The organism is Frigoribacterium sp. Leaf44, from assembly GCF_001421865.1.
Classification (GTDB): Bacteria; Actinomycetota; Actinomycetes; order Actinomycetales; family Microbacteriaceae; genus Frigoribacterium.
The window spans coordinates 116,521-135,224 of the sequence record NZ_LMLG01000004.1 but is presented as its reverse complement, the minus strand read 5'-3'; the positions used below and the strand labels follow the sequence as shown (position 1 = coordinate 135,224).

At 71.5% G+C, this 18,704-nt stretch carries 14 protein-coding genes and 1 pseudogene; 8 read left to right on the top strand and 7 right to left on the bottom strand.

The window, feature by feature from the left end; all coding sequences use genetic code 11:
- Positions 1–68: 68 nt before the first annotated feature.
- The 3 genes from ASE87_RS06865 to ASE87_RS06855 form a co-directional block, all read right to left on the bottom strand.
- Positions 69–2,201: a DEAD/DEAH box helicase gene (locus ASE87_RS06865; protein WP_043596418.1), complete on the bottom strand. Its 2,133-nt coding sequence runs from the start codon at positions 2,199–2,201 to the stop codon at positions 69–71.
- 421 nt (positions 2,202–2,622) lie between these two features.
- Positions 2,623–4,095: an FAD-dependent oxidoreductase gene (locus tag ASE87_RS06860; protein WP_056227058.1), complete on the bottom strand. Its 1,473-nt coding sequence runs from the start codon at positions 4,093–4,095 to the stop codon at positions 2,623–2,625.
- 85 nt (positions 4,096–4,180) lie between these two features.
- A complete protein-coding gene (locus tag ASE87_RS06855; RefSeq protein WP_052505173.1) occupies positions 4,181–5,377 on the bottom strand; it encodes a phosphotransferase family protein in 1,197 nt (398 codons plus the stop codon).
- A 118-nt stretch (positions 5,378–5,495) separates the two neighbouring features.
- Between ASE87_RS06855 and ASE87_RS06850 the strand changes: the two genes are divergently transcribed.
- Both ASE87_RS06850 and ASE87_RS06845 read left to right on the top strand, forming a co-directional pair.
- A complete protein-coding gene (locus tag ASE87_RS06850; RefSeq protein ID WP_056227056.1) occupies positions 5,496–6,572 on the top strand; it encodes an aromatic acid exporter family protein in 1,077 nt (358 codons plus the stop codon).
- A gap of 9 nt (positions 6,573–6,581) precedes the next feature.
- On the top strand, positions 6,582–7,538 hold the full coding sequence (locus ASE87_RS06845) for an alpha/beta fold hydrolase (protein WP_082452448.1): 957 nt from the start codon (positions 6,582–6,584) through the stop codon (positions 7,536–7,538).
- Here ASE87_RS06845 and ASE87_RS06840 read toward each other — a convergent pair.
- Both ASE87_RS06840 and ASE87_RS06835 read right to left on the bottom strand, forming a co-directional pair.
- Entirely contained in the window at positions 7,535–8,275 is a 741-nt protein-coding gene (locus ASE87_RS06840) for a triacylglycerol lipase (RefSeq protein ID WP_056227053.1), read from the bottom strand. The two genes, ASE87_RS06845 and ASE87_RS06840, sit on opposite strands and share 4 nt — an antisense overlap.
- Before the next feature lie 19 nt (positions 8,276–8,294).
- A complete protein-coding gene (locus tag ASE87_RS06835; protein ID WP_056227051.1) occupies positions 8,295–8,669 on the bottom strand; it encodes a hypothetical protein in 375 nt (124 codons plus the stop codon).
- A gap of 329 nt (positions 8,670–8,998) precedes the next feature.
- Here ASE87_RS06835 and ASE87_RS06830 point away from each other — a divergent pair, with 329 nt between their 5' ends.
- Both ASE87_RS06830 and ASE87_RS06825 read left to right on the top strand, forming a co-directional pair.
- Positions 8,999–9,538 carry a Dps family protein gene (locus tag ASE87_RS06830; protein WP_082059886.1) on the top strand — a complete coding sequence of 180 codons (540 nt, stop codon included), beginning with the start codon at positions 8,999–9,001 and terminating at the stop codon, positions 9,536–9,538.
- 85 nt (positions 9,539–9,623) lie between these two features.
- Positions 9,624–10,805, top strand: a complete 1,182-nt coding sequence (locus ASE87_RS06825) for an NAD(P)/FAD-dependent oxidoreductase (RefSeq protein ID WP_056227050.1) — start codon at positions 9,624–9,626, stop codon at positions 10,803–10,805.
- 132 nt (positions 10,806–10,937) lie between these two features.
- On the opposite strand, the pseudogene ASE87_RS06815 reads toward ASE87_RS06825, so the two are convergent.
- Positions 10,938–11,809, bottom strand: a pseudogene (locus tag ASE87_RS06815) (SMP-30/gluconolactonase/LRE family protein).
- A 238-nt stretch (positions 11,810–12,047) separates the two neighbouring features.
- Between ASE87_RS06815 and ASE87_RS06810 the strand changes: the two are divergent.
- The 3 genes from ASE87_RS06810 to ASE87_RS06800 are packed head-to-tail and all read left to right on the top strand — an operon-like array spanning position 12,048 to position 16,584.
- Complete coding sequence (locus ASE87_RS06810) at positions 12,048–13,868, top strand: glycoside hydrolase family 15 protein (protein WP_043594249.1); 1,821 nt, start codon at positions 12,048–12,050, stop codon at positions 13,866–13,868.
- Between the two features lie 20 nt (positions 13,869–13,888).
- Positions 13,889–16,264 carry a phosphoketolase gene (locus ASE87_RS06805; RefSeq protein ID WP_056227196.1) on the top strand — a complete coding sequence of 792 codons (2,376 nt, stop codon included), beginning with the start codon at positions 13,889–13,891 and terminating at the stop codon, positions 16,262–16,264.
- Between the two features lie 41 nt (positions 16,265–16,305).
- Positions 16,306–16,584: a Rho termination factor N-terminal domain-containing protein gene (locus tag ASE87_RS06800; protein WP_056227045.1), complete on the top strand. Its 279-nt coding sequence runs from the start codon at positions 16,306–16,308 to the stop codon at positions 16,582–16,584.
- A gap of 9 nt (positions 16,585–16,593) precedes the next feature.
- Here the strand turns inward: ASE87_RS06800 and ASE87_RS06795 are convergent, their stop codons facing one another.
- Entirely contained in the window at positions 16,594–17,676 is a 1,083-nt protein-coding gene (locus ASE87_RS06795; RefSeq protein ID WP_056227193.1) for a Ku protein, read from the bottom strand.
- A 93-nt stretch (positions 17,677–17,769) separates the two neighbouring features.
- On the opposite strand from ASE87_RS06795, the gene ASE87_RS06790 reads away from it, so the two are divergent.
- Positions 17,770–18,657 carry an SDR family oxidoreductase gene (locus ASE87_RS06790; RefSeq protein ID WP_043594244.1) on the top strand — a complete coding sequence of 296 codons (888 nt, stop codon included), beginning with the start codon at positions 17,770–17,772 and terminating at the stop codon, positions 18,655–18,657.
- Positions 18,658–18,704: the final 47 nt, after the last annotated feature.

Below are 18,704 nucleotides of genomic sequence, written 5' to 3'. Positions count from 1 at the left end.
TGCACGGCACCGTGACTGGTCGCGGTGCCGTGCACGAAACGCGGTGCGTTGCGGCGGGTGGGGCCTCGTCAGGCCTCGAGGGCGTCGGTGAGCAGCGCGACCAGGGCCGAGAGCTGCACGTCGACGGAGTCGACGACCTCGGAGTCGTCGCCGTCGAGAGCGCGGGCGGCGAGGCCGGCCTTGCTGTCGATCAGTTCGGCGATCTTCGTGTCGATCGTCTGCGCCGCGATGACGCGCCACGCCGTGACCGGCTCGGCTTGGCCGATGCGGTGCACGCGGTCGATGGCCTGCGTCTGCTCGGCATCCGTCCACGACAACTCGGCCAGTACGACGTTCGAGGCGACCTGCAGGTTGAGCCCGACGCCGGCCGCGGTCAGCGAGCAGACGACGACCTCGACCTCGGGATCGTTCACGAACGCGTCGATCTGACGCTGGCGCACGGCCGGGGTCTGGTCCCCGCGGATCGACGAGTACTTGATGCCGCGCTTGGCGAAGGTGGCCTCGGCGACGTCCATGACGTCGATGTGCTTGGCGAAGAACACCACCTTGCCGACGTTGCGGGCGAGCTGGGCCGTGTAGTCCGCGGCGAGCCCGGCCTTGGCCTGACCGATGCGGCGCACCATGCTGAAGACGTTCTCGCCCGTGCTCGACGCGCTGGCGTCCTCGAGCTCCCACTTGGCGACCTGGCGGACGAGGTCGTGGTCGATGCCCTCGACGCGGACGCCCGACGTGCGGGTGGTGAGCGCGGTGCGGTACTTCTGCACCATGCGGCGGGCCAGCTCGCGCTCGGCGTCGCGGATGGACCGGCCCACCTCGTCGTCGAGCTCGACCGGCAGGTCGGCGATGCGACGAGCGGGGATGTCGGAGGCGACGTCGACCTTCTTGCGGCGGACGATGCCGAGATCGATCACGATCTCGCGGGCCGACGAGAAGAACCCGGGATCGGCAGGGGTCAGCCCGACCTCTTCGAGGCGTTCCATCAACTCGGCAGCGGGCTTCTTGTCGCCGATCCAGCCCAGGAACTCCCAGATGGCGCGGAAGTCCTCGATGTCGTTGATCAGCGGGGTGCCGGTCAACGCCATGAGCAGGGGGTGCGCGGTACGCGACCGGATGCGCTGGGCGAGCTGCAGCACGTGGCGCGACCGCTGCGACTCCTTGTTCTTGATGAAGTGGGCCTCGTCGACGATCATGCCCTTGAAGCCGAGGTCGCCGAGCCAGCCGACGTGACGGTCGAGCACCTCGTAGTTGACGATGACCACGTCGGCGAAGGCGTCGAGCTTCTCCCCGTCGCCGTGGATGACGGTCGCCGTGCGCGTCGGCGTCCACAGCTGGACCTCGCGGGCCCAGTTCGTCTTGACGACGTTCGGCACGACGACGAGCAGCGGGTACGCGGCGGCCGCCTGGGCGGCCAGCAGGGCCTGGGCGGTCTTGCCGAGGCCCGGCTCGTCGGCGAGCAGGTAGGTGCGGTGGCCTTGGCGGGCGGACTCGACGAGCTGCGCCTGGTGGTGCATCAGCGTGGCGCCCGCAGGAGCGTCGACCGTGGTGGGCTCGGGCAGCGGCATGCAGGCCGAGCCGCCGCCGGCGCCGTACTCGAAGGACTTGAACAGGGGGCCGAAGAGCTCCCAGTTGGCGAGGCGACGCGGGTGCGCCTCGCGGGCGACCTCGGCGAGGGCGAAGTCGGGCGGCAGGAACGGGTTCGCCAGCTGTCGCGAGATGACCGACTGCGGGACGACCTGTCGCTCGGAGGTCGGCACCACCGGCGCGGCCTCGGTGACGATGATCTGCTGCTCGGGCTCGAGTTCGAGCCCGGCCGACATCTGCATGTCGCGCTTGAGGGTCTTGGCCGCCTCGCTGACCGTCGCCGCGTCACCCAGCAGCGTGATCAACGACGTGTCGCGGGCGGCGGTCTTGGCGAGGATCTGGGCGACCCCGTCCAGCCGCTTCATCTGCTCGGCGCGCTCGGACTCGCTGATGGCCTTGTCGACCTTGACCCGGGCGCGTTCTTCGCGCATGAGCAGGGCGATGACCTGGAACTTGGTGCGGCTCGAGGGCTTGACCTGACCGCGTTGCGCGGCGGCCTCGACCTCGCGCACCGCGCGGGCGAGGACGGGGATCAGCCCGTCGTTGTCGACCTCGCGGCGACGGTTCGGACGCTGGGCGGTGCGGGTACCACCCGATTGACGCTGGCCTGGTCGAGCCAAGGCTCCTCCTCGTGGTCGACGCGGGGCGTCGACGGTGCTGTGCCGCCATGTCGGCGGTGGGTGCTGCGCGGGGCACCGAGAGGCTCGGCGACCCGGACGGACGACGACCGAGACGGTCACGCCGGATGCGTGCGGGGCGGGGTGCCGCGCGGTGGACAGCTGTACCGGCTTCGCGACGGGCGACCTTCGTGGCGGGCAGTCCGACGACGGCGCGTGCCCCGAAGCCCCGTCACGCCGAGGTGTCGACTCGCACCGGAGGAGGCGCGGACCGGAGAACACCCGGGCGGTGAAGCTGGGGACAGTTTACGCGTACGACGCGCCGGTACGCCACCAGCGCCTCCTCGTGTCTCGACGGCCTGTCGCGGCCGGCCCGTCGCGGCCGCTCGGCCGCCTCGGTCCGTCGCGGCGGGTCGGCGGCCCGTCAGCCGCGACGACGCAGGCCGCGGGTCGCCGGCCCCTCGAGCACGGTGCCGTCGGCGGCGAACCGCGACCCGTGCAGCGGGCAGTCCCACGACCGTTCCGAGTCGTTCCAGGTGACGATGCCGACGAGGTGCGGGCAGATCGCCGACACGGTGCACACCTCGCCGTCGACGGTCGATCGTGCGACGGGGGCGAGGCCACCCGATCGTCCCACCTCGCCCTGACCTTCGGCAGGGGCGACGGCGACCAGACGGCGGGTCATCGCCCCGGCCCAGCCCTTGGCCGCCCACCAGGCGTCGGCCGCGTTGATCCCGATGCCGGAAGCGATCGCGATCGGCGTGGTGACCCGCCCGTGCAGCGTGGTCATCCACGGCTGCGGATCACCGAGCACGTCCGAGACGAGGGTCATCGCCGCCTGGACCGCGTTGGTCAGCCCCCAGTGCTCGTACCCGGTCGCGAGGTAGATGCGCCCGCGACCGCGCGGCAGCCAGCCGACGAACGGCACGTGGTGCGGCGTGCCGTAGTCCTGACCGCTCCACGAGTGGGTCAGCCGGGCACCGGGCCAGTGGCGCGTCGTCCAGTCGACGAGGTCGTCGACCAGCTCGGTCGTCGAGGAGGCGCGGCCCACCGGGTACCGGTTGCCGCCCGTCACGAGGCGGTCGCCCACCGACGAGAACGACCGCGTGGGCCCGTCGACCGCCTGGTACATGCCGGCGGGCAGGTCGTCGGCGCCCTCGAAGGCGAGGCCGTAGGAGCGCTCGCTGCGGAGCTTCGCGAAGTAGAGGCCGCGGTCGAGCACGGGGCTGCCGGTCGTGACGTGGACCCGGTGGCCGCGGACGTCGGGTCCGTCGCTGTGGGTCACCGTCGGGCTGGACGCGTCGACCCCGGTGACGCGCACCCCCTCGACGACGATGCCGCCGAGCGCCCGGACGTCCGCCACGAGGGCGACGACGGCCTGCATCGGGTCGAACTGAGCCTGGTCGGGCAGCCGGAGCCCGCCCGTGGTGCCGAACGGCAGGTCGAGGCCGAACTCCTTCACGACGGGCAGGCCGGCCCTCCGCGCGACGAGGTACTCGTCGTCGACCGTGGCGATCCCTCCCCGGGTCGTCGAATAGCTGTACGCGTCCCGGCGCTCGACCTCGACGCCGGCCTCGTCGAGGTAGTCGACCATCCAGTCGAAACCCGCCCGGTTGCCCGCGACGTAGGCGTCGACGACGCTCTGGTAGGTGTTGGTGCGGATGCGCTGGAGCTGCTTGCCCTGCAGCAGCGACATCGACGCCGTGCCGCTGCCGCTCGCGACGCTGCCCACCGAGCGCGCCTCCAGCACGGCGACGCGATGGCCGCGCCGTGCGAACAGCAGGGCGGTGACCAGGCCGGTCAGGCCGCCGCCGACGATCACGTCGTCGTAGACGGTCTCGGGGTCGATCCTGTCGGTCGTGACGTCGGGCGCGGCGTCGAGCCAGGGTGACGGCATGGTGCCTCCGGGTGCGCGGGTGGGTGTTGCGCGCCACGGTAGGCCCGTCGGGCGGTGCGTGTGTGTCCGACGGAGAGACCGGTGGTCAGGCGGGCCGGGCGAGGGTGCCGGCGGCGGCACCGATCAGCTGGACGGCCTTGCGGCGGCCGGTGTCGGTGCCGAGGGTGGCCTGGCCGCCGGCGTGGGCGAGCAGCTGCGACGCGACGCCGGGCGCGAGCCGGTCGGCGAGGTCGGGCAGGCGTTCGACCCAGGCGCGCGTCACGTCGTCGGCGAGGCCTTCGCAGGCCCGGGCCTCGGCCTCGTCGCCGTTGCCCCGGTGCCACTGCCCGGTCACGACCAGGTGGGCGACGAGGGCCGCGGCGTCGCGGGCCGGGTGCCCGAGCCCCGCGGTGTCCACGTCGAGCAGACCGGTGACCCGCCACGGCTCGGACGGGTGCACGAACAGCTGCTCGAGGTGCAGGTCGCCGTGGATCACGGCCAGGGCGTCCGAGGCGGAGGAGGCGCGGCGCCGGTCGATCTCGTCGTAGAGGCCGTCGATCTCGGTCGCCCGGTCGGGCAGTGCGGCTCGCAGCGTCGAGCGGTGCCAGGCCCCGTGGTCGAGGGCGTCGGACTGTGCCCGGGCGGTCACCTCGACCCGGGCGATGCGCGTCCCGAGGTCGACCATCTGCTCGACGAACCGGGGGTCGTCGCCGAGCTCGACGACGCGCTGCCCGGCCGGCACCCCGGGGACGCGCTCGAGGACGAGCAGGCCGTCGGGTCGCGACGCGAGCACGGCGGGCACCGGCAGCCCCTGGGCCCGGAACGCCTCGTGCAGGGCGACGATCGGTGCCACCCGGTCGGGCCTGACCACCTTGAGGAAGACGGTGGTCTCGGCCGCGTCGAGGCGGATCACGGCCCGCTTGCCCGGCCGGTACGCCGCGACGCTCAGACGGGGTTCGGTGACGACGACGCCGAGGGCCGCGAGCGCGTCGGCCACCCGGTCGGGGTAGGTGGCTCCGGCGAGCGCCGGCAGCATGGGGTCGGCCGGGTACGCCCAGACGGCGAGCGGCTGACCGGTGGTCGGGTCGCGGGTGAGCACCGACGACGCGTCGGCGGCCCGGGTGTCGGTGTCGATGAAGGTGAGCACGGTCGCGGTCGCGCCGGCGGGGTCGACCGTGTCGACCTCGTAGCCGTAGAGGAACCCGGCGCCCGAGGGCTCGACCGAGTGCGGTCGGAAGGCGACGACGGTCAGCCCCGAGTTCGCGAACGCGGCGGGGAGCACCTCGGCGGAGTTGGGCCACACGGGGAGGCAGTCAACCAGCACCGGGCCCGATCGGCGGGGAGGCGCGGGCGGGGTGACCGATTCGTGACCTGACGCGGCGTCGCGACGCAGGCCGCGCCTCCCCGTCTACCCTGGGGTCGTGAAGATCGTCTCGCGCATCCGCCAGACGAAGCGCACGCCCCTGTTGCAGGTGGTGAAGACCAGCGTCGCGGTGATGGCGGCCTGGTTCGCCTCGGTGGCCCTGTTGCAGCAGCCGTTGCCGATCTTCGCGGCGATCGCCGCCCTGCTCGTGGTGCTGCCGAGCGTCAACCAGTCGTTCGTCCGGGGGCTCGAGCGCAGCGTGGGCGTCATCGCCGGCGTGCTCATCGCGTTCGCGGCCGGCCGGCTGTTCGGCGACGCGACCTGGATCGTGCTGGCGATCGTCGTGGTGAGCCTGCTCGTGGCGTGGGCGTTCCGGCTGACGCCGAGCTCGGCCAACCAGGTGCCGATCTCGGCGATGCTCGTGCTGGCGATCGGCGCCCAGACGCCCGACTACGCGCTCGACCGGGTGCTCGAGACGATCATCGGCGCGGCCATCGCCCTGGCGATCAACGCGTTGATCGTGCCTCCCGTCGCGCTCGCGCCGGCTCACCTCGCCGTCGGCCGCCTGGCGCGCGACATCGCGTCCGTGCTCGACGAGACCGCCGCCGTGCTCGACGAGCCGGTCGACGGGTCGCGCCTCGCGACCGGTCTGACGCAGGCCCGTGAGCTGCGGGTGACCCAGGCCCGGGCGGTCGACGCGGTCACCGCGGGCGAGGAGAGCCTGCAGCTCAACCCCCGCGCGAGCCGCAACCGCAGCGTGCTCGAGGCCGACGCGGCGCTGCTCCGGCGGTTGACCGTGCTCGTCAACCGCGTCGTGGGCATGGTCCGGTCGGTCCACGACAACTACGACCCGGGGTTGGCCGACGACCCCGTGGTGCAGAGCATCGCCGAAGACCTGAGACGGGCCGCCCACGACGTGCGCCTGCTGGCGCGGACCACCGAGGAGGCGCTGCCGGCCGGGCGCGCCTCCCGCGTTCCCGACAACACCGCCGGGCACGTGACGGCCCTCGGGCACGACGACGGCCCGGCCCTCACCTCGCCCGTGAGCGTGCTGCGACCCGACCCGGACAACTGGGTGCTGGTCGGGTCGCTGCTCGAGGATCTGAGACGCGTGCGGGAAGAGATCATCGGGTAGCATCCGACGATGCGACGGGGCCGGGCGACAGGGGTGGTCGCTCCGACCGTCGACGCGTACGCCCCGTTCGACCTGATCACCGATCCCCGGGCCATCGGACTCGACCGCGAGACGATCGACACGGCACACGGTCGCACGGTCGTGCACCACGCGGCGTCACCGGTCGACCGATCCGCACGACGCCGGGCGACCGTCATGCTGCACGGCGCGGCCGGGTCGTGGACCACCTGGACCCCCCTGCTGCAGGCCGCCCGCGAGGTGGACGCCGTCGTCTCCCGTCCGGTGCTGATCGACCTGCCCGGCTGGGGTGACTCGCCCGAGCCCGATCCGGGCCTCGACGTCGAGTCGGCCGCCGCCGTGGTGGTCGAGGTCACCGAGGCGCTGGGGGTCACGGAGTTCGACCTCGTGGGTCACTCGATGGGCGCCTTCGTCGCCCTGCACCTGGCCGCCGTCCGCCCCGACCTCGTGCTCAGCGTCTCGGTCGTGTCGGCCACGTCCTTCTCCGCGATCGACGCCGTCTCGCACCCGATGCGCGGCCTCGTGCGACTGCCGGCCTTCACGCTGCTGCGCGCGGCGTTCGGGGTGCTGCCCCGCGCCTCAGCCTCCTTGCTGCGCGGCGCGGCCCGCATCGGACTGCTGCGAGCACTGTCGTCGCCCGTGTTCCGCCACGTCGACCGCGTCCCGCGCTCGGTGCTCGAGGCGTTCGTGGCCGAGCTCAGGCCCCGGGGCTTCCTCGCGGCCTCCCGGTCGGGACAGGGCTACGACGCGACCAGGTGGCGAGGGATCGACTGCGACGTCGCCGCCGTCAGCGGAGCCGACGACGTCTTCGCCCGGGCGTCCGACCTCGACCGCCTGGCCGGGGTCGTGCGACACGCCCGGACGACCCTGCTCGCCGACTGCGGGCACTTCGCCCACGTCGAACGGCCCCACGAGACGTTGCGGGCCCTCGGCTGGGTCGAGGGCTAGGACGCCTCGGTCGACGCCGCCGAGCCCGCCCCGGCCTCGACCTCGCGCACGATCATCGCGACGCACCGGGCGTGGCCCAGCGGCCGGAAGTGGCCGTCGACCGGGAACTCGAGGTTGACGGCCCCCGGCAGGACGCTGCCCTCGGTGACGTGGGCGTCGAACCGCGACGCCATCGACGTGATGGTGCGGTTGGCCTCACGCTGCTCGGCGAGGCGCAGCAGGTCGGCGTCCCAGGGCGAGAAGGGCCTCAGCGCTCTGACCGGCAGCACCGTCGCCCAGCGCGACCCCGAGAAGGGGCTGTTGACCGTCACCATGCGGGTGATGCGCCGATCGGTGTCGGTCGAGACCATCATCGTCTTGCCGACCAACCCGCCCTTGCTGTGCGCCAGCACGACGACGTCCCGCAGGTCGTGGGCGTCGAGGATGCGCTGGGCGACCTCGGCGGTCGCCGCGATCGGACGACGGTTGTGGCCCATGCCCGGGACCACGACGACCGGGTGGCCCCGGTCGTTCAGCCGGTCGGCCACCGGTCGGAGGAAGCGCCAGGTCTCGTAGACGCCGGGCAGCAACAGGACGGGCTCACGGTCGCCGTGACGGTAGCGGGCCGGCACCACCCGGCCCGACCGCGGGACGAGGTGCACCCACCAGACGTACCGGTAGTCGAGCACGACCGTGCGGATGAAGCGCCAGAGGCCGACCCGGCGACGTCCGTGGCCGCGCGACGGTGTGGAGCTCATGCCGCCACGCTAGGCGACGTCAGGCGGCCGTGCCCACCAGCGGCAGCTCGCCCCAGGGCTCGCCCTCGGGCCAGGCGATCGACTCGACCGCGGCCCGGGCCATCTCGAGCGTGAGGTCCCAGCGGCCACAGATCGACGCCCACGGCGGCGGGAACTCCGACGCGTCGTCGAGCAGCGCCAGGGCGAGTCGCCCGAGTCCCGCGCGGGCCGCCGCGCTCGCCGCGTCCGGCAGGGAGTCGGTCAACCCGTGGACGACCCTCACCCGGTGGGCGAAGTCCATCTGCTCGATGTCGTCGAACGCCCCCCAGGCACTCTCGATCTCTCGTCGCAGCCTCGTGATCTCGACCGCGTCGAAACCGTGACGGTCGGCGCGTCCGGGTACCGCTCGTGCCATGTCAGCCCCCCTCAGAGCATGGCCACGGATCGGGTACCCACGGCCGGGCGTCGGCTTCGGTGCCGATGCAGGCGAACATACCATCCGGTACGGTCCGGGCTCCAGCACCCTCGATCACGAGTGCGTCACGGCGGCGAGCGACCCCCTGGACCGGCTCGGGACGGCACGCGCCGGCGACCTCTCGAGCCGACGCGCCCCGGCGTCCCCAGCCGTCGCCGGTCGAGCTGTCCCCCGAAGACTGAGCCGTCGCCGAGGGCCGCGGTCTACCGTCCACCTCGCACCCACCGGTGCGACGACTCCGCACGAACCCACGACGAACGGGAGACATCATGTTCCAGGGATCCGACCAACTCCGCGACAACATGCAGAAGGTCCTCGTCGACCTCATCGAACTGCACGTCCAGGGCAAGCAGGCGCACTGGAACCTGCTCGGCTCGAACTTCCGCGACCTCCACCTGCAGCTCGACGAGATCGTCGACGCCGCCCGCGAGTTCAGCGACGAGGTGGCCGAGCGCATGCGTGCCGTCTACCTGATCCCCGACGGCCGCACCTCGACCGTCACCCGCGGCACCAGCCTGCCCGAGTTCCCCGCCGGCCCCGTCGAGACCACCGCGGTGGTCGACCTGATCGTCGACCGCATGTACGCCGTCACCGGCACGATGCGCGCGGTCCACGACGACGTCGACGACGAGGACCCCACGACGGCCGACGTGCTGCACAGCATCCTCGAGCGCCTCGAGCAGCTCGCCTGGATGACCGGTGCCGAGAACCGTCACCCCGAGAAGGACGCCCGCCAGGACGACACCCGTCAGCGTGACGAGGAGGCCGCGGCCGAGGGCCTCGACCGCGTCGGCGCCGTCGCCAACTGACCCGACCACCTCACGAGGGCACCGTCCGGGAGCGCGCCACCCGCGCCTCCTGGGCGGTGCCCTCTCTCGTCGAGAGGACGACCCCATGACCGAATCGTTCGACCACGTCATCGTGGGCGGCGGCATGACCGCCGACGCCGCCGCGAAGGCCATCCACGAGGCCACGCCCGACGCGTCGGTGCTGATCGTCAGCGCCGACGTCGACGCGCCCTACACGCGTCCGGCGTTGTCCAAGAAGCTCTGGACCGACCCCGACTACACCGAGGCCGACAACGACCTCGGCACCGTCGCCGACTCAGGTGCCGAGATCCGACTGCGGACGCTCGTCGAGTCGATCGATCGCGACGCCCGCACGGTGACCACCAGCACCGGCGACGTGATCGGCTACGGGGCCCTGCTGCTCGCCACGGGCGGCAGCCCCACGGCACTCGACCTGCCGGACGACGACCGCGTCGTGTACTTCCGGACCGCCGACGACTACCGCCGACTGCGCTCGCTCTCGGGTGGCGGCCGGCACGTCGTCGTCGTGGGGGGCAGCTACATCGGCACCGAGCTCGCCGCGGCCCTCGTGCAGAACGACACCCGCGTGACGCTGGTCTTCCCCGACGACGTGCTCGGCGGATCGGTGTTCCCGGCGTCGATCGCCTCGGCCTTCGAGAAGGCCTTCGAGGAGGCGCGGGTCGAGCTGGCCCGCGGACGTCGCGTCGAGAGCGGCACGGCCGACGACGCCGGCGTCCACCTGCGGCTCGACGACGGCTCGACCCTCGACGCCGACGCGGTCGTCGTCGGGCTCGGCATCTCGGTCGACGACCAGCTCGCGGCCGACGCGGGCCTGACCGTCGACGACGGCATCGTGGTCGACGAGCGCCTGCGGACGAGCGACCCGAACGTGTTCGCCGCCGGCGACGTGGCCTCGTACCCGGACGCGATCCTCGGGCGCCGCCGCGTCGAGCACGTCGACAACGCCAAGTCGCAGGGCCCCGTCGTCGGTCGCAACATGACCGGCGCCGACGAGGTCTACGACCACACGCCGTACTACTACTCGAAGGTCTTCGACATCTCGTACGAGGCCGTCGGCACGCTCGACGCGTCGCTCGAGACGGTCGTCGACGACAAGGGCGACGGCGCGGCCGTGGCGTACTACCTGGGCGACGACGGCGCGGTCGAGGGCGTGCTGTTGTGGAACGTCGAGGAGGCCCGTGACGCCGCCCGGGCCGTCATCGCGGCAGGCGTCACGCCACGCGACGAGCTCGCGGGACGCATCTGACGCGTCTCCGAGGACGGTACGCCGTCGCCCGCCCGATCACGTGATCGGGCGGGCGACGTCGTTCGGTCGGCGCGTGGGGGCGTGCGGACGCGTGCGGGCCTGCGGGCGCGTGGGCTCGCGCGGACTCTCGAGTCAGCCGAAGAGGAACGGCGGTCGGGCCGCCCGGTCGAGCTCGAGCGCGAAGATGCCGCCGCTCAGCGGGAACTCCTCGAGCTGTTCGTCGCTCAGCCCCTCGCGGGCTGACAGCACGAACAGCGTGCGCAGGTCGTCGCCGCCGAAGCCGATGCCGGTCAGGTTCGGCACCGGGAAGGTGATCTCGTCCACGAGACCGCCGTCGGCGTCGAGGTGCACCACCTTGCCCTCGCCGTAGATGGCCCCCAGAACTCGCCGCGCTCGTCGCGGGCCAGGCCGTCGTGGGCGCCCTGCGACGAGAACGGGACGAGCTCGCCCAGGGTGCCGTCGGCATCCCACGAGGCCCGGTAGATCGTGTCGTCACCGGTGTCGGTGAGGTAGATCTCGCTGCCGTCGTCGTTCCACTCGAACCCGTTGGTCGTGGCGAAGTCGTCGCGCAGCTGGGTGAGCATGCCGTCCGGGGCGACGCGGTAGAGACCGGCCACGGGGCTGCCCTCGGGGTCGGTGGCGCCGACGACGAAGGCGCCGAACGGGTCGCACTTGCCCTCGTTCAGCCGGAGGCGCTCGTCGGCGTGGTCGACCGTCGCGATCGTCCGCTGCTCGGTCCCGTCGTCGCGCATGACGATCACCGTGTCGTCGAGTGCGGCGATCAGGCCGCCGCCGCGACGACGCTGGAAGCTCGGCAGAGGCGGGTCGACGACGACCGTCGTGTCGCGTGTGCCGTCCGCCGAGGTGCGGTGCAGGAGGCCGTTCGTGATGTCGGTCCAGACCAGCTCGTGGGCGTCGACGTCCCAGACGGGACTCTCGCCGAGGGTGGCTCTCGCGTCGAAGAACAAGCGGGGCTCGGACGTGGTTCCGGTCGGAAGAGGCATCCGACCGGTCTACCCGCCCGACATGTCCACCGGCTCCTTTTCTCGCCCCCAGGGGTCGGAGGCCGTTGTTGGCACACAGAACACTGCGAGGGACGGGCACGAGGAGGCGCGCTGGGCCACCGTAGGAGGCGTGACGGACACCCTCGAGACCACCGACGACATCCAGGCCGACCACTTCGGCGCGACGACGGCCGCCGCCGGCGAATGGCACCGCCCCGACCCCCGGGACGACGGCTACGTGCCGCTGCGCTCCTACGGGGCGATCGGCGACGGTCGGACCGTCGCCCTCATCGCCCGCGACGGCCAGATCGACTGGCTGCCGATGCCCGACATGGACAGCGACCCGGTGTTCTCCGGCATCGTCGACGCCGGCAAGGGCGGACGCATCGAGCTGCGTCCCGTCGACGACGACTTCGAGGTGCAGCGCGAGTACGTCGAGAACACGAACGTCCTCGTGACCCGCTTCCGCACCTCCACGGGTGTCGTCCAGATCACCGACGCGCTGGTCACCGGCATCGCGGGGCGCCTGCCCTGGGCCGAGCTCGCCCGCCGCATCGAGGGCGTGACGGGGTCGGTCGCCATGCGCTGGGCGGTGATCCCGGGCAACACGTTCGGCACGCACCCGATCCGCCGGGTCGACACGTTGCACGGGCCGGTCCTGCGCGCCGCCGACATCAACCTGGCGCTCGTCGGCTTCGAGCACGGCCGCCTCGACTCGGTCGAACCCGGCGACGGCGAGGCCCACGGCGGACCGCACCGGTTCTGGGGCGAGTTCACCACCCACGAGGGGTCGCGCTCGTTGATCTGTCTCTGCGGCGTCGAGGACGAACCCCTGCACCTGCCCGACCCGCACGTGGTCGACCAGGGCATCGACCGCACGGTCCGCAACTGGCAGACCTGGTCGGACGAGTTCAACTGGGACGGCCCGTGGTCCGACGCCGTGCAACGCAGCGCCCTCGCGCTCAAGCTGCTGATCTTCAGCCCCACCGGCGCGATCGCGGCAGCCGCCACGGCGGCCCTGCCCGAGAACTTCACCGGGGACAAGAACTGGGACTACCGCTTCGCCTGGGTACGCGACCTGGCCTACACGGTGAACGCGCTCGTCCGCTTCGGCCTGCGAGAAGAGACCCAGGCGGCCGTCTCGTGGTTGCTCTCGGCGCTCAAGGCCAACGGCCGCACGATGCACATCTTCCTCAACCTCGACGGCTCGGTGCCGGACGGCACCCACGAGACGGGGTCCGAGGGCTGGCGCGGCATCGGCCCGGTCTACAAGGGCAATCCGGCGGGCGAGCAGCTGCAGCTCGGCACCTACGCCGACATCCTGGCGATCATGAGCCAGTACGCGGCCGACGGCAACATCCTCGACGAGTCCACCGGCGACCTGCTCGCCGGTTTCGCCGACGACGCCTGCCGCCGCTGGCAGGAGAAGGACTCGGGCATGTGGGAGCTGCCGGACGAGCAGCACTACGTGAGCAGCAAGATGGGCTGCTGGCAGGCCATCGACGCCGCCCTGCACCTCACCGAGGTCGGCCAGATGCACCCCGACCCCGAGGACGTCGTCTTCTGGCGGAAGAACCGCGACCTGATCGAGGACTGGGTCGCCGAGCACGGCTGGAACGAGAAGATCGGCTCGTACGTCATGTACCCGGGCAGCGAGAAGCTCGACGCGTCGGTGCTGCTGCACGCCCCCAGCGGTTTCGACCGCGGCGAGCGCATGTCCCGCACCATCGACGCGATGCAGCGCGGGCTCTCGGCCGGCCCCCTGCTGTTCCGCTACAGCGAGGTCGATCAGGAGGAAGGCACGTTCGTGGCCTGTGCCTTCTGGCTCGCCAGCGCCCTGGCGTGCGTGGGCCGTCAGGACGAAGCGGTCGAGCTGATGGACCAGCTCGTGCAGCAGCCGAACGACGTGGGCCTGCTGACCGAGATGATCAGCGCCGACGACGGGCAGTTCCTCGGCAACGTGCCGCAGGGCCTCAGCCACCTCGCCCTCGTCAACGCGGCGATCACCATCGACGAGATGAGCCGTGAGGGCACCACCGACGACATGGAGGGCCAGTGACGAACGACCACTCGACGCCGATGCCACCGGCGACCCCCGACGACCTCGCTCTCGTCGACGCGTGGTGGCGGGCCGCCAACTACCTGACCGTCGGGCAGATCTACCTGATGGACAACGCGCTGCTCACGCGGCCGATCGCGCGCGACGACATCAAACCGCGCCTCCTCGGCCACTGGGGCACGTCGCCCGCGCTGAGCTTCGTCTACGCGCACCTCAACCGCGTGATCCGGCGCGACGACCGCGACCTCTTGTACGTCTGCGGCCCGGGGCACGGCGGGCCGGCCATGGTCGCCAACACGTACCTCGAGGGCACCTACAGCGAGCTGTTCCCCGAGGTGACGCAAGACGCGGCGGGACTGCAGAAGCTCTTCAAGCAGTTCTCGTTCCCGGGCGGCATCCCGTCGCACGCGGCACCCGAGACCCCGGGGTCGATCAACGAGGGCGGTGAACTCGGGTACTCGTTGAGCCACGCCTACGGTGCGGTGCTCGACGACCCCGACCTGGTGGCCGTCTGCGTCATCGGCGACGGCGAGGCCGAGACCGGGCCATTGGCGACGAGCTGGCACGCGAACAAGCTGCTCGACGCCCGACACGACGGGGCCGTGCTGCCGATCCTCAACCTCAACGGCTACAAGATCGCCAACCCGACGGTGCTCTCGCGCATCCCCGAGGGCGAACTGCTCGAGCTGATGCGGGGCTACGGATACGAGCCGCTCGTCGTCGCGGGCGGTTTCGACGGCGAGGACCCGATGCGGGTGCACGAGCGCATGGCCGCCGCCCTCGACCACGCCTTCGACCGCATCGACGAACTGCGGCGCGAAGCCCGCGACGGTGACGGCACCGAACGCCCGCGGTGGCCCATGATCGTGCTGCGCACCCCGAAGGGATGGACCGGCCCGAAGGTCGTCGACGGAGAGCGCATCGAGGGCACCTGGCGTGCCCACCAGGTGCCGCTCAGCGGAGTCCGAGAGGACGACGGGCACCGGGCGCAGCTGGACGACTGGATGCGGTCGTACGGTGCCGACGAGCTGTTCGACGAGACGGGTCGGCCGGTGGCCCGGCTCGACGGGCTGCGGCCCCGGGGCGCCAAGCGCATGAGCGCCGTCCCGGCGTCCAACGGCGGTCTCGTGCGCCGCGACCTGACCCTCACGGACTACCGCACGCACGCGGTCGAGACCTCCGACGATCGCCGCACCCAGGCCGAGGCCACACGCGTCCTCGGCCGGTGGCTCGCCGAGATCGTGCGCGACAACCCGTCGACCTTCCGTCTCTTCGGGCCCGACGAGACGGTGTCCAACCGACTCGACCCGGTGTTCGACGTGACCGAGCGGGTGTGGGCGGCCGACATCTGGCCCGACGACGAGCACGTGGCCCGCAGCGGCCGCGTGATGGAGGTGCTGAGCGAGCACCTGCTGCAGGGACTCATGGAGGGCTACCTGCTGACCGGGCGCCACGGTCTGCTCAACACCTACGAGGCCTTCGTGCACATCGTGGACTCGATGTTCAACCAGCACGCGAAGTGGCTCGAGAGCGCTGACGAGATCGACTGGCGCGCGCCCATCTCGTCCTTCACGTACCTGCTGTCGTCCCACGTCTGGCGGCAGGACCACAACGGGTTCTCCCACCAGGACCCGGGGTTCCTCGACGTCGTCGTCAACAAGCAGGCGCACCTCGTGCGCATCTACCTGGCCCCCGACGCCAACACGCTGCTCGCCGTCGCCGACCACGCCCTCCGGACGACCGACACGGTCAACGTGATCGTCGCCGGCAAGCAGGAGTCACCGGCCTGGCTGTCGCTGCCCGAGGCCGAGGAACACGTCCGCCGTGGCGCCGGCATCTGGGAGTGGGCCGGTACCGAGGGCGCCCCCGTCGACGGCGTCGACCCCGACGTCGTCCTGGCCTGCGCGGGCGACGTCCCGACCCTCGAGACGGTGGCAGCCGCCGACCTGCTCCGGCAGGTGCTGCCGTCGCTGCGCACCCGAGTGGTCAACGTGGTCGACCTGATGCGCCTCCAAGACGTGCGCGAGCACTCGCACGGTCTGACGAGCGACGACTTCGACGCGCTCTTCACCACGTCCACGCCCGTCGTGTTCGACTTCCACGGCTACCCGTCGCTCGTGCACCAGCTGACCTACCGACGGACGAACCACGAGAACCTGCACGTCCGCGGCTTCCAGGAGAAGGGCACGACCACCACGCCCTTCGACATGGCCATGCTCAACGACATCGACCGCTACCGGTTGGTGCTCGACGTCCTGCACCGCGTGCCAGGTCTCGCCGACGAGCACCCCGACCTGGTGGCGGAATTCGAGTCACGACGCGAGGAGGCCCGGGCCTACGCCTACGAACACGGCGAGGACCACCCCGACGTGACCGGCTGGCAGTTCGGCGCCTGAGGCGTGCGACGAGCCGTCGCGCCGAGTGTACGGTCGGGCGCATGACGCCGAAGGACGAGACTCCCCCGCAGCTGAAGAAGCCCGACATGTACGAAGCGCTCCGCGACGAGAGCGCGTCGAAGGAGAAAGCCGCGCGCATCTCGAACGCCGCCGCCCAGAAGGGCAACAGCGAGAAGAAGGTGGCCGCGAAGGGCGGGAAGTCCGGATCGTACGACGACTGGACGGTGGACGACCTGCGGGGCCGTGCGAAAGAACTCGGCGTCACCGGCTACTCCGACCTGAAGAAGGCCGACCTCATCGAGGCGCTCCGCCAGCACTGAGCGCTGCGGTCAGCCGGCCTTCTTCTCAGGGGTCGCCTTCTCGTCGGACGCGGACTCGTTCTCGGTGGCGCGCGAGGCGGGTTTCTTCCTCGCGGTCGGCTTCTTGGCGGCGGGCTTCTTCGCGGCCTGCTTCTTCGCGGCCTGCTTCTTCGCGGCCGGCTCCTTCGCAGCCGGCTCCTTCGCAGCCGGCTTCTTCGCAGCCGGCTTCTTCGCGGCCGGTTTCTTCGCAGCCGCCGACGAGCTCGACGACGCCGACGTGGACGCTGCCGCCTTCTTGGCCGGCTTGCGGTGTCCACCCGACCGGTTCGTCTCGACCGACCGGCGGAGCGCCTCCATCAGGTCGATGACCTCGCCGCCCTCGCCGTCCTCGTCGTCGTCCGACTTCTCGCCGAAGGTCGCGTCGGTGTCGAGGGACTCCCCCTCCTCGAGCTTCGCGTCGATGAGCTGTCGCAACTCCTCCTGGTAGTCGTCGCTGAAGTCGGCGGGCTCGAAGTCGTCGCTCAGCGAGTCGACGAGAGACGACGACATGTCGAGCTCCTTGTCGCTGATTCGCGTCTGCTTCTCGAGCGCCGGGAACCGTGCCTCGCGTACCTCGTCGTCCCAGAGCAGGGTCTGCAACATGAGCACGTCGCCGCGGACGCGCAGGGCGGCGAGCCGGGTCTTCTGCCGCAGGGAGAAGTGCACGATCGCGGTGCGATCGGTCTCCTCCAGGGTGCGGCGCAACAGCACGTAGGCCTTCGGCGACGTGCCGTCCGGCTCGAGGAAGTAGCTGCGGTCGAGCATGATCGGGTCGACCTGGTCGCTCGGCACGAACTCGAGCACGTCGATCTCGCGCGAGCGCTCCTCGGGCAACGACTTGAGGTCGTCGCCCGTGATGACGACGGTGCGGTCGCCGTCGTCGTACGCCTTGTCGATGTGCTCGTAGTCGACGACCTTGCCGCAGATCTCGCACTTGCGCTGGTACCGGATGCGCCCGCCGTCCGCGTCGTGGACCTGGTGCAGGGACACGTCGTGGTCCTCGGTGGCGCTGTAGAGCTTGACGGGCACGTTGACGAGCCCGAACGTGATCGCGCCCTTCCAGATCGATCGCATGACGCTCATCTTTCTCCGCGTGCGCTCCGAATGACCGCCTCCGGGGTACAGGCCCCCGAGCGAGGGAGGCGCGGTGAGGGCACCGTGGACGTCATGAGCCAATACGACAAGAAGAACCCGGTCGACCTCTACCCCGCACCGCCGTTCCCGAAGCAGGAGCAGTCGCTGCCGGGTGAGGCCTGGAAGATGGACCCGAAGCCCGACCACGGCGAGACCAGCTACGTCGGCAAGGAGCGCCTCACCGGCTTCCGCGGCATCGTCACCGGTGGCGACTCGGGCATCGGTCGCGCCGCCGCGATCGCGCTCAGCCGTGAGGGCGCTGACCTCGTGCTGAGCTACCTGCCCAGCGAGCAGAAGGACGCCGAGGAGGTGCGCGACCTGCTCGAGGGCGAGGGTCGCAAGGCCGTCCTCGTCCCCGGCGACATCTCGGACGAGCAGTACTGCAAGGACCTCGTGCAGAAGGCCGTCGACGAGCTCGGCGGGCTCGACACCCTCGTCATGGTCGCCGGCCGCATGAAGAGCAACGACGACATCCTCACGCTCACCACCGAGGACATCGACTCGACCATCAAGACCAACGTCTACTCGCTGTTCTGGCTGACCCAGGCAGCGATCCCCCACCTCGAGCCCGGCTCGTCGATCGTGACGACCGGTTCGGTGCAGGGCACGCAGCCCAGCCCCGACAAGATCGACTACGCCCTGACCAAGGGCGCGATCGGCGTCTTCACCGCGGGTCTCGCGCAGCAGCTCGCCCCCAAAGGCATCCGCGTCAACCAGGTCTCGCCCGGCCCGGTCTGGACTCCCCTGCAGCCCGGCTCCGACGACGCCGAGACGGTGTCGGAGTTCGGCGGCCAGGCGCCGTTCGGCCGCCCCGGGCAGCCCGCCGAGCTCGCCGCCGCCTACGTGCACCTGGTGAGCCCCGAGTCGAGCTACACCTCGGGCGCGACCATCACGATCGCCGGAGCGATGCCCGCGGTCTGACCCCGCGCCTCCTCGGCTCCGTCGTCCTGACGACACCACGGCCCGTC

What these genes read in the sequence shown, in the direction of transcription:
- ASE87_RS06825 (WP_056227050.1), top strand. Translation starts at nt 9,624, where the DNA reads ATGACCGAATCGTTCGACCACGTCATCGTGGGCGGCGGCATGACCGCC.
- ASE87_RS06840 (WP_056227053.1), bottom strand. Translation starts at nt 8,275, where the DNA reads ATGAGCTCCACACCGTCGCGCGGCCACGGACGTCGCCGGGTCGGCCTC.
- ASE87_RS06835 (WP_056227051.1), bottom strand. Translation starts at nt 8,669, where the DNA reads ATGGCACGAGCGGTACCCGGACGCGCCGACCGTCACGGTTTCGACGCG.
- ASE87_RS06860 (WP_056227058.1), bottom strand. Translation starts at nt 4,095, where the DNA reads ATGCCGTCACCCTGGCTCGACGCCGCGCCCGACGTCACGACCGACAGG.
- ASE87_RS06805 (WP_056227196.1), top strand. Translation starts at nt 13,889, where the DNA reads ATGCCACCGGCGACCCCCGACGACCTCGCTCTCGTCGACGCGTGGTGG.
- ASE87_RS06790 (WP_043594244.1), top strand. Translation starts at nt 17,770, where the DNA reads ATGAGCCAATACGACAAGAAGAACCCGGTCGACCTCTACCCCGCACCG.
- ASE87_RS06800 (WP_056227045.1), top strand. Translation starts at nt 16,306, where the DNA reads ATGACGCCGAAGGACGAGACTCCCCCGCAGCTGAAGAAGCCCGACATG.
- ASE87_RS06845 (WP_082452448.1), top strand. Translation starts at nt 6,582, where the DNA reads ATGCGACGGGGCCGGGCGACAGGGGTGGTCGCTCCGACCGTCGACGCG.
- ASE87_RS06795 (WP_056227193.1), bottom strand. Translation starts at nt 17,676, where the DNA reads ATGCGATCGATCTGGAAGGGCGCGATCACGTTCGGGCTCGTCAACGTG.
- ASE87_RS06830 (WP_082059886.1), top strand. Translation starts at nt 8,999, where the DNA reads ATGTTCCAGGGATCCGACCAACTCCGCGACAACATGCAGAAGGTCCTC.